The 11,077-nt window shown below is 68.1% G+C and carries 3 protein-coding genes and 2 pseudogenes; all 5 read right to left on the bottom strand.

The genetic code is table 11. The annotated features are described in order from the left end of the window. Positions 1–196 precede the first annotated feature (196 nt). Positions 197–2,673, bottom strand: a pseudogene (locus tag JNW89_RS16045) (immune inhibitor A domain-containing protein). Positions 2,674–2,991: 318 nt separating this feature from the next. Then, complete coding sequence (locus tag JNW89_RS16040) at positions 2,992–5,298, bottom strand: immune inhibitor A domain-containing protein (RefSeq protein ID WP_238449531.1); 2,307 nt, start codon at positions 5,296–5,298, stop codon at positions 2,992–2,994. A 372-nt stretch (positions 5,299–5,670) separates the two neighbouring features. After that, a complete protein-coding gene (locus tag JNW89_RS38820; protein ID WP_375155104.1) occupies positions 5,671–6,861 on the bottom strand; it encodes a hypothetical protein in 1,191 nt (396 codons plus the stop codon). A 143-nt stretch (positions 6,862–7,004) separates the two neighbouring features. Next, positions 7,005–8,462 (bottom strand): annotated as a pseudogene (locus JNW89_RS38815) (immune inhibitor A domain-containing protein); the annotation flags it as partial. A 270-nt stretch (positions 8,463–8,732) separates the two neighbouring features. Then, a complete protein-coding gene (gene acs, locus JNW89_RS16030) occupies positions 8,733–10,697 on the bottom strand; it encodes an acetate--CoA ligase (RefSeq protein WP_238449530.1) in 1,965 nt (654 codons plus the stop codon). Between the last annotated feature and the right edge of the window lie 380 nt (positions 10,698–11,077).

The raw sequence follows: 11,077 nt of genomic DNA, 5'->3' as shown, positions 1-11,077 counted from the left end.
TCGTCGGACACGTCGCCTCCGTTCCCGGCGCAGCCGGCGAGGGGGATGAGCAGCGCCAGCGTGAGAGCGGCCGGCAACGCCACGGTACGAGGTGTCACCCCGGTGGGACGCGCCGGTGGCCGTCGGGGTTCCCCGGAAAGGGCGATGCCCGGGCGGTGACCCGCCCGGGCATCGTGTGCTGCTGGTGGCGCCTCGATCAGGAGATGCGGATCTTCATCGAGGTGCCGCTCTGCTGGAGAACCTTGATCTTGACCCCGTTGTTCGGGACCTTGACGCCGTGGTTCGGCAGCTCCGCGAACCAGTACTGCTTGCTGTCGTCGAACAGCGGAGCAGCGGCCTGGCCACGGATGTAGGAGGGCTGGCTGTTCACGTGGAGGGTGAACGAGTCGGCCTTCTTCAGGCTGAACGGCGCGTCGTACATCTGGACCCGGGCGCGCCAGGCGTTCCCGGTCAGGTTGTACAGCGGCTTCGGGCGGGAGTCGATGTTCAGGTTCCGACCCTCACCCGGGTGACCGCCCGGGTTGAACCGCTTGTCGTACGGCATGGTGTTGTTGTCCGCGTACCGGAGGTTCCAGTACGTGACGAGCAGACCCTGCTGGTACGCGTAGTGGTCCACATAGTCCGGCCGGTGTTCGCGTAGCCGAAGAAGTACGGACCGGTCTTCAGGTACTGGTCGTACGAGACGTAGACCCGGTTGGCCGCGATGTAGTAGTTGTCGAAGTCGCGGGTGTAGGTCTCCTCCACGATGCTGAAGCCGTTGAGGGCCCAGTCGCCCGCGCCCGCCTCGGCACCGTCGGAGAGAAGCGTCTGCCCGTCGGCGGTCACGGTGATGGCGTCACCGAAGAAGCCGCCGGAGGAGACGCCACCGTCGGTGATGTAGTGGTAGCGGAACTGCACGACCTTGCCCGCCGCCACATCCATCGGGATGGTCAGGTCGACCCAGTCGGCCTCGTCGTCACCGTTGGTGTCCGAGTCGCCGTCGAGAGCGTTCCGACCGTTGCTGTCGGTCTTCGGCTGGCCGTTGACCTTGAACGGCAGGGCCGTCCAGCTCTTGCCACCGTCGAGCGACGCCTCGAAGTACATGTAGTCATAGTTGGTCTCGATGTTGTACCGAGCCTTCATCGACAGCGAGGCGCTGGACTTCCCGGTGAAGTCGAACGTCCGGGTCATCGTGTTGTTCAGGTCGTCGTCGTTGCCGGAGAAGTACTGCTTGGTGCCCTCGGCCGGCTTGCCGTTGTTGAAGGTGTAGGTCCGCTTCGGCAGCACCACCACCGCGGCCTGCGCCTTGGCGCTGTTGTACTCCGACGGGCCCAGGTCGATCGTCTGCGGGTCCTGCTTGGCCGGGACCACGGTCTCGTAGTCCAGCCAGCCGAGCTGCAGCTTGTTCCAGGCGCCGAGGTCCGCGCCGCGCTCGCCGATGCCGGCGTCGTTCTTGGCGCTGACCCGACTCTGGGCCATCAGGCTCCAGTGCTCGACGCTGTTGTCGCCGCTGGCGCCGGTGTTGTAGTCGTCCGGCAGGCCCAGGTCGTGACCGTACTCGTGGTAGAAGACGCTCCGGCCGCCGTTCTCCGGCTGCACCGTGTAGTCGCCGATCCAGATGCCGGTGTTGCCGATCTGGGTGCCGCCGGCCGGGAAGTCCGCCGGACCGGTGCTGCCCTGGTCGGTGGCGTAGGCGTACCAGCGGTGGCTCCAGATGGCGTCCTCACCCTGGTACGGGTCACCGTCGGCCTGGTCGCCGCCGGAGTGGACGATCTGGAAGTGGTCGATGTAGCCGTCCGGCTCGTTGAAGTTGGCGTCGCCGTCGAAGTCGTACCGGTCCCACTGGTCGAACGACTTGACGTCCGCCGCGATCTCGGCGTCGGACCGGCCCTGCTTCTTCTGGTCGGCGACCCACTGGTTGGCGGCGTCCCGTACCAGCGCCCAGGTGTTCGGGCAGGTGGTGTCGCCGCAGACCGCGGGGTCACCGGTCGGGTCGTCGTCTGCCTTCGGGTCGTTCGACCGGCCGTAGCGGGCCTCGTTGTACTTGACCTTGACCCAGTCGGTGACCTCGCCGTCGACCGTGTAGCGGCCGGACGACTGGGCCTCGTAGTACTGCTTCAGCGACTCGTCACCCTGCTTGGTGCCGAAGTACAGCTGACGGAAGTGCTCCGGGCTGTAGTCGGCCTGCCAGACGGTGGAGTTGTCCACCGCCCGGTTCGGCGCCGGGATCTGGTTGTGCACCGGACCGTCGAAACGGGTCGGCCCGGCGGTGTCCGGGTCGATGTCCTTGTCCGGGTAGGACGGGTGCCGCTCGTTGCCGAACTCGGCCAGGATCACGAAGATCCGGTCCGAGCGCTCCCGCTCCAGTTCGACGTACTGGTCGGTCTGGCCGGCGGATGCGGACGCCGTCCGGGCGGTGTTCTCGCCAGCCGCGTTCGTCGAGGTCTTGCCGACCTTGACGACCGTGCTGCCGTTGACCCGCTGCGGCTTGGCCTTGCCGGAGAGGACCTTGCTGAGGCCCTCCTGGCGCAGCGCGCGCCGCTTCTCCTCCAGCGGGTTGGGCAGATCGTGGTCGACCTGGGCAGGCTCGGCGACCGACGGAGCGGCCGTTGGCAGCGTCGGCGTCGGCGCGGCGCTGGCGGACGTGCCCGCCACCAGACCTGTCGCCGTCAGCGAAAGCCCGAGCAGACCCACTGCGACTTTGCGCACGTGGTACCTCCGGTGTGAGGGAACCGGCCCAACGGGGGTACGGGCCGGTGAAGTCGTCCCACTAGTGGGACTGATGGTGAAGATAGACACTCCTGCGACGCGTGGGAAGAAGGGCGCGTCGATTTGTTGCAAGTTTTTGTTGGGAATGCTTTTCACCGTCACATCCGTGCGGTTCATCAATGCGATGAGCAGCGCAAATCCGCAAGCGGTGGATCAAAGTGACAGATTTCGATCAGATTGCGGCGGGCACAAAACAGTGGGGCCGGTGGCGTACCGCCACCGGCCCCACTGTTAACAAATTGGTCAGTTGCTGACCTTCACGACCATGTCGTCGGTCGGGTTGGTGCCCTGCTTCAGGATCTGGATCGTGGTGCCGGTGCCGGCCACCTTGACCGAGTTCCACGCGTTGCCCGAGGTCCAGTACTTGGAGATGCCCTTGTCACTGAAGATCGGGTTCGGCGCGAGCTCCGGCAGCGTGACCGCCACACCGTTGCGGTGGAAGGTCTGCGCCGGCTTGGCGTACAGGCTGAACGTCGCGTCGAAGCCGTTGCGACGGTTGCTGATGGTGCCCTGGCCGCCGACGTTGATCTTGTCGGGGCGAACGTCCACCGGCAGGTTCAGGCCGTAGCCCGGGTGCTGCGAGGTGTTGTTGTCGCCGTACGCGTAGTTCACGTACCAGACCAGCATGCCCTGGTGGTTGGAGAAGCGCTCCACCCAGTTCGGGCGGGTGTTGGTGAACCCGTAGTTGTACCCGCCGGTCCGCAGCGTGTCGTCGTACCCGAAGTAGGTCCGGTTCTCCGCCAGGTAGAAGCGGGGGTACACGTCGGTGATCGAACCGGTCATCCGGGTGAAGCCCTTCGCGGTCCACGCCGCGTCCAGCGTCTCGGCGTCGTCGGTCCAGGCGGTGGCGCCGTTCTTGACGAGCGAGACGTTGTCCAGGAAGACACCGGCGAGGTGCACGCCGCCGTCGGTCTGGTAGCGGTAGCGGAACTGCACGGTCTGCCCGGCGTACGCCGACAGGTCGTAGGTCAGGTCGACCCAGTTGCCGCTGCTGGAGCCGTCGACGCCGGTCTCACCGGCGTCGATGAGCGAGTTGCTCAGCGAGGTCCAGCTGGCGCCACCGTTGGTGGACACCTCGGCGTAGACGTAGTCGTAGTCCTCTTCGATGTCGTACGACGCCTTCGCGGTGATCGACGCGGAGGTTGCACCGGTCAGGTCCAGCTGACGCGTCAGCGTGGTGTTCAGGTCGTCCGCGCTGCCGCCCCACCACTCGTACGAGCCCCCGAACGGGGTGTTGTACGACGTGGTCTGGGTCTGCGCCGGCAGGTTGACCACCACAGCCTGGGCCTTCGGCCCGTTGCTGTCGCCGGCCGGCCCGAGCGTCACCTGGGTGCTGCCCTTGCCGTACTCGACGGTCTCGTGGTTCAGCCAGCCGAGGAACAGCTTCGACCACGGGTCCATGTAGCCCGGGGTCGACCCGATGTCGTCCTTGCCGTGGCTCAGCCACGAACCGGAGGACATCAGGCTCCAGAAGCCGACGCCGTTGTCGCCGCCGGCGGTGTCGTACAGGTCCGGCAGACCGAGGTCGTGGCCGTACTCGTGGGCGAACACGCCCAGACCGCCGTTCTCCGGCTCCGTGGTGTAGTCACGGATCCAGAGGCCGGTGTCACCGATCTGCACGCCACCGGAGAGGTTGCCCGCCGGACCCGCGGAGCCCGCGAGGTTCGGGAAGGCGGCCCAGCGGTGCGACCAGATGGCGTCCTCGCCCTCGGCGCCGCCGCCGGCCTCTTCGCCCTCACCGGCGTGCACCGCCTGGAAGTGGTCGATGTAGCCGTCGGCCTCGTTGAAGTTGCCGTCGCCGTCGAAGTCGTACCGGTCCCAGATGTCGAACTGGGCCAGGTACTCCTTGATCTGGGCCTGGGTCTTGCCCGCCGCCACCTGGGCGTTGTACCAGGAGGTGGCGCTGTCCTTCACGAAGTTCCAGTACCCGTCGGCCTCGGAGATGGCGTTGCTGCCGTACCGCGCCTCGTTGTAGGGAACCTTGACCCAGTCGCTCACGTCACCGTTGACGGTGTAGCGCCCGCCGGACTGCTGGAAGTAGAAGTCCCGCATCGACTCGCCAGGACCGAACATCATGTCCTGGTAGTGGGCCCGGTTGAAGTCGGACCGCCACAGCGTGCTGTTGTCGTCGGTGGCGCTGCCGTCCCAGTTGCGGTCCGGCTGGGGGATCTGGTTACGGACCGGGCCGGCAGCTCCACCGGTCCGGGGGTCCGTCTTGTCGCCGAACTCGACCAGCATCGTGAAGATCGGGTCCGTCTTCGGCGCCTGCTGGTACTCGACGAACAGGTCGTCCTTGACCTGGATGACCTTCGAGCCGTTGCGCGTCTGAAGCTTGGCCTTGCCGGAGAGCAGGTCGGCGATGGCCTGCTTGCGGACCTCCCGCTGCTGATCCGCCTTCGGATCCGGGAGGCTGTCCTTGCCGTGCTTCGCCTTGTCGGCGCCGGGGGTGGGCTCCGCCGCCGGGGCGGCGGCCGCCGGCGCCGTGACGACACCGGCCGCCAGCAGCGCGGCCGCGGCCGAGGCCAGACCGGCTGTGACTCGTCTCCTCAAAGGTCCTCCTCCTTTGTGGAACTGTTACATGACGGGGACAACCAAAGCCGTCTCTGTCATGTCATGCGTCACTCACCATGACAGAGGTTTGAACAGTTGTCACGGGTCAATTACGCCGAGGAGCGCCCATCATTCCGGCTCAAACCGACACCAATTAGCCCGCGAATCAACTGCCGGCTCACGTTACGGTTCGGCCACGATCACATAGAGTGACGGTGATTATGGAGTCCCCAACATGGAGCGCTGGTGGCCGCGAAAATGTCACACCGATTGCATGAGAGATGTGAGAGGGCGTAAGAGAGCGGGGCCCGTCCGGAGCAGTGTGCTCCGGACGGGCCCCGCCGTGTGTCCCGTCGGACGAATCGGGACGGATCAGTTCGTTGCCGGGGTCACGTGGACCGTGGCGTACGAGTTGTCCTTCGCGGCCTTCAGGATGGTGATCGTGACGCCGTACGCGGCGTTCTGGTCACCCGGGTTGCCCGAGCCCAGCACGGTGAACCCGAGATCGGTGCCGTAGAGGCCGGTCGCCGGGGTGCCGTCCGGGTTGGTGATCCGGGTGGTGTACGGCACGCCGTCCCGCGACGGGATGACCACCGAGGCGTCGGCGTCCCGGGCGAAGAGCTTCCCGCTGCGAACCTCGAGCCCCGGGTACCAGCCCTTCGCGTCGCTGAAGCCGGCCACCGGCGCCTGGGCGCCGAAGCTGGTGCAGTACTCGCTGTACGGCTCGTCCGTCGCCTCGAGGCACTCCTGGAAGGGGTACGTCGAGGTGAGCGAGAAGGCCGCGTTCGAGGACTGCGGACGGCTGGGCAGGTTGTCGAGCGTCGACGTGTCCTTGACCGCCGCCTCACCCGCCCGGCGCAGCGGCTGGTTGTGCGAGTCGACGATCAGCAGGCCGCCCTTGGCGCCGTAGCTCGGCAGCGCGGTGAGCTGCGCGCTCACGTGGTTGACGTTGCCCAGCGCGGTGTCCCGGTACCAGACCAGCATGCCGGGAGCGTTGTACGAGATCCGGTCGACCTTCCAGGCCTCGTGGGAGTAGACGGTGTCGTAGGCGTACTTCAGGCCCTTGTCGAAGCCGTCGAAGTTGCGCCACTCGGCCAGGTAGTAGTGCGCCTTGACCTGGGTGCCCGAGTCGACGTGCCAACCCGCGCCGGTGGTGCCGGCCCAGGTGCCGCCGGTCTGGGTCCAGCCATTCGCGCCGCCCTCGACGTCGTCGCTCCAGGTGGTGGCGCCACCGCCGGTGACCGAGAAGTCATCGGCGAACCAGCCCCGCTCCAGGAACCCGGCGTCGGTGGCCTGCCGCAGCCGCAGCTGCACGGTCTTGCCGGCGTACGCCGACAGGTCGACGTAGTCGTGACGCCAGCCGTGGCTGTCACCGGTCAGGCCGTACTTCTTGCCGCCGTAGTCGCCCATCCGGCCGTTCGGGTCGGCGTAGCCGTCGTTGGTGGAGACCAGGTTGCCGGCGGCGTCGTAGACCTTCTGCTCGGACCAGGTGGTCCCGCCGTCGGTCGAGACCTCGACGAAGCCGTAGTCCCAGTCCTCCTCGATGACGTAGTTGTTCCACATCCAGAACTTCGCGTCGCCGCGGCCGGCACGGCGACCTGGCGGGACAGCTTCACGTCGGCCCAGTCCTGGTCGGCGCCGCCGTACCACATGTTGGCGCCGCTGTGCGGGGTGGCCAGGGTGATCACCTTGTTCGGCAGGTTGACCTTGATGCCGTCCTTGGTGCCGACCGGGGTGTTCGAGGTCTGACCGAGCTGCACGTCACGCGGGACGGAACCCGGCGTGACGGTCAGCGGGTCGGCCCAGCCGAGCACCCACTTGTCCCAGAGGCCCATGTGGGTCGGCAGCGCCTGGAAGATCTCGCCGGTGTGCGAGCCGGACGCCATCAGGTCCCAGAAGTCGACGTCCGAGTCGGAGCCGGGGGTGCCGGAGGTGTCGTAGAGGTCCGGCAGGCCGAGGTCGTGGCCGAACTCGTGGGAGAAGACGCCGACGCCGGCGTCCTCCGGCTGCACGATGTAGTTCGAGACCTTCAGCTGCGTGCCCGGGACGGTGTAGCCGCCGGCCACCGCCGACGAGTGCGCCCAGACCGCGTAGACGCCCTGGTCACCGCCGCCGCGGGACTTGCCCATGCCGGCGTGCACCAGCACCAGGTGGTCGATCACGCCATCCGGCTCGTTGAAGTTGCCGTCGCCGTCGACGTCGCCCTGGTCCTCGATGTCGTAGTCGGCCCACGGGAAGCTCGGGTCCATCTTGGCCAACGCGTCGACCGCGTCCGTGGCCAGCCGGCCCGCGCCGAGCGGGTTGTCCGGGTGGCCGTTCATCGACTGCATCGCGCCGGCGACCCACTCGCCCTTGTCGTTCTGGAAGCAGCGGGACGCGGCGTACCAGGCCTCCGAGTGCGGCACGGTGATCCACGGGCTGGCCTGCCCGTCGACCGTGTACGCGCCCTTGGACATCTCGAGGTACATGTTGTGCATCGTCCGGCCGGCAAGGCTGACGCCCGGCTTGCCGTCCGGCCCGGTCAGGTCCTTGCGGACCCGCTCGGTGATGCCCTCCTTGGTGTAGAGCATCTTGTCGAAGTGCTCGGGCGAGAAGTCCGGCACCCACATGGAGTTGTTGTCCTTGTGCGGCAGCGTCGCCGGGTCCGGGATGCCGTTGTGCTTCGGTCCGTTCTGCACGGTGCCGAGGACACAGCTCCGGTCCTCGAAGACCGTCTTAGGGACCATCACATCGGTGAAGTCGTCGTTCGCCTGATCGTTGAACTCCACGAGCAGGGTCAGCAGCTTCGCGGTCTGGGTGCCCTTGGCTCCCTTGATCTGACGCGGGTTCTGCCCGGTCTTGATCGCCTTGGCCTCGAGCTTCGCCAGCTCACGCGCCGCCACCGGGTTGCCCCCGGCGTACTTGCGGTCGTAGGCCTTTGCCTTGTCGAGGGCCGGGGCGTAGATACGGCCGGCGCCCTTGACCTCCGGACCGGTGGTGTCCGGCTGCACGGCGGGCTCGGCGTAGTTGATGTAGAACTCGTCCGCCCCGATGGTGGCCCTGGCGGGACCGGACGTCTGGGCCGCCGCACTGCTCGTCACGGTCAGTGACGTGGCCGCGAGGGCGATGGCGGGCAGCGCGACGAGTAGGCGTCGACGCGACCCGGATTGCGGAGATGTGTTCATGCCGCTCCAATTCTCGGGCATGGGGAGGGAGGAGCCGGCCGGCGCACTGTATCGATGTGATGTCCATCGAACCGACCTGACCTGCGTGAAACTAAATCAGAAAGACAATGAACGACAGGGGTGGACGTCTCCTGTGGCCGTTCAGCTTCTCCGGCCTCATCCGACCGACCGATGTGACGCCGACGGCACACCCTGCGTCGTACCCGTCAGAAAACGACGGTGGGTGACGGTCCGCGCGGACCGCCACCCACCGATCGGGTACGCCTGCCGTCAGTCCTCGTCGGACTTGCCGCCGCTCATTCCCGAGGAGATCAGCTCCATCACCGAGGAGTCCTGGAGGGTGGTGACGTCGCCCAGCGAGCGGTGCTCCGCCACGTCCCGCAGCAGCCGGCGCATGATCTTGCCGGAGCGGGTCTTCGGCAGCTCCGGCACCAGCATGATCTGCCGGGGCTTGGCGATCGGACCGAGCGTCTTCGCCACGTGGTTGCGCAGCTCGGTGATGAGCTTCTCGCCCGCCTCGCCCGCGGTGTCCGTCGTGCCGCGCGGGATGGCGAACGCGACGATCGCCTGGCCGGTGGTCGGGTCGGTGGCGCCGACGACCGCCGCCTCGGCCACCGAGGGGTGCGACACCAGCGCCGACTCCACCTCGGTGGTGGAGATGTTGTGCCCGGACACCAGCATCACGTCGTCGACCCGGCCGAGCAGCCAGACGTGCCCGTCGTCGTCCTTCTTCGCCCCGTCACCGGCGAAGTACATGCCCTCGAACCGGCTCCAGTACGTCTCGATGAACCGGTTGTCGTCGCCCCAGATGGTGCGCAGCATCGACGGCCACGGCTCACGCAGCACCAGGTAACCGCCGCCGCCGTTCGGCACCGACTTGCCCTGGTCGTCCACCACGTCGGCGCTGATGCCCGGCAGCGGGGTCATCGCGGAGCCCGGCTTGGCCGCGGTCACGCCGGGCAGCGGCGAGATCATGATCGCGCCGGTCTCGGTCTGCCACCAGGTGTCCACGATGGGCAGCTCACCCCGGCCGACGTGCTGGCGGTACCACATCCAGGCCTCGGGGTTGATCGGCTCGCCGACGCTGCCGAGCAGGCGCAGCGAGGACAGCTCGAAGCCGGCCGGGATGTCCTCGCCCCACTTCATCATGGTGCGGATCAGCGTCGGCGCGGTGTAGAGGATGGTGACCCGGTACTTGTCGACGATCTCCCAGAACCGGCCCTTGTGCGGGGTGTCCGGGGTGCCCTCGTACATCACCTGGGTGGCGCCGTTGGCCAGCGGGCCGTACACGATGTAGGAGTGCCCGGTGACCCAGCCGATGTCGGCGGTGCACCAGTAGACGTCCGTCTCCGGCTTCAGGTCGAACACCGCGTGCGCCGTCCAGGCCGTCTGGGTCAGGTAGCCGCCGGTGGTGTGCAGGATGCCCTTCGGCCGGGCGGTGGTGCCGCTGGTGTAGAGGATGAAGAGCGGGTGCTCGGCGTCGAACGCCTCCGCCGTGTGCTCGGCCGGCGCGGTCTCCACCGTCTCGTGCCACCAGTGGTCCTTCGCCGACCAGGCGACGTCCTCGCCGGTGCGGCGGACCACCAGCACGTGCTCGATCGACGGGCAGTTCGCCACCGCCTCGTCCACCGTCGGCTTAAGCGCCGACGGCTTGCCCCGCCGGTAGCCACCGTCGGCGGTGATCACCACCTTGGCGCTGGCGTCCTGGATCCGGTTGGTCAGCGCGTCGGCGGAGAAGCCGCCGAAGACCACGCTGTGCGTCGCGCCGATCCGGGCGCAGGCGAGCATCGCGACCGCGGCCTCCGGGATCATCGGCATGTAGATCGCCACCCGGTCGCCGGCGGTCACGCCGAGCTCGGTCAGCGCGTTCGCCGCCTGGCAGGTCAGCTTGTGCAGGTCCGCGTAGGTGAGGGTGCGGGTGTCACCCGGCTCGCCCTCCCAGTGGATCGCCACCTTGTCGCCGCGGCCGGCCTCCACGTGCCGGTCCAGGCAGTTGTACGCCACGTTGAGCCGGCCGCCGACGAACCACTTCGCGAACGGCGGGTTCGACCAGTCGAGCACCTGGTCCCACTGCTTCGCCCAGGCGAGCCGCCCGGCCTGGCGCTCCCAGAAGGCCAGCCGGTCCTCGGCGGCCTCCGCGTACGCGTCGGCGGTGACGTTGGCCTCCGCGGCGAGTGCGGCCGGCGGCGGGAACTGGCGCGTCTCGTTCAGCAGGTTGGCCAATGCCTCGCTCATGCGGTGACTCCTTCGTCGGGTGACCTGCGTCTCCTACCCGGCTGAGGGTAGTCGTGGGCCCGGAAAGCCGCGACAACTCGTCCGGCCGGTACGCGCCGAGCGGCCCGGACCGCGCGCCCGGCGGCTTCCGCCGCCCGGAGCACCCCGTCCCCGTCCTCACCGCCGTCCTCGTCGCCGCGCCGTTCGCGGCGGGTCGCGGTGTCCGCAGCGTTCGTGGCCGCGACCTGCCGCCAAGCCGTGTGGATCATCTCGGGCGGGCCGGTGCTCGCCTGGCGCGGCGGGGCTTGCGGCGTGTCGCGGTGTCCGGGGCGCTCGTCAGCGCGACACGCCGCAAACCGCGTCGACGACGGGGGTGCGGTCGCGCACTCGGCCGGGGCGGC

The sequence above is a fragment of the Micromonospora sp. 4G55 genome (assembly GCF_016803375.1).
This window is presented reverse-complemented; position numbering and strand designations above follow the sequence as displayed.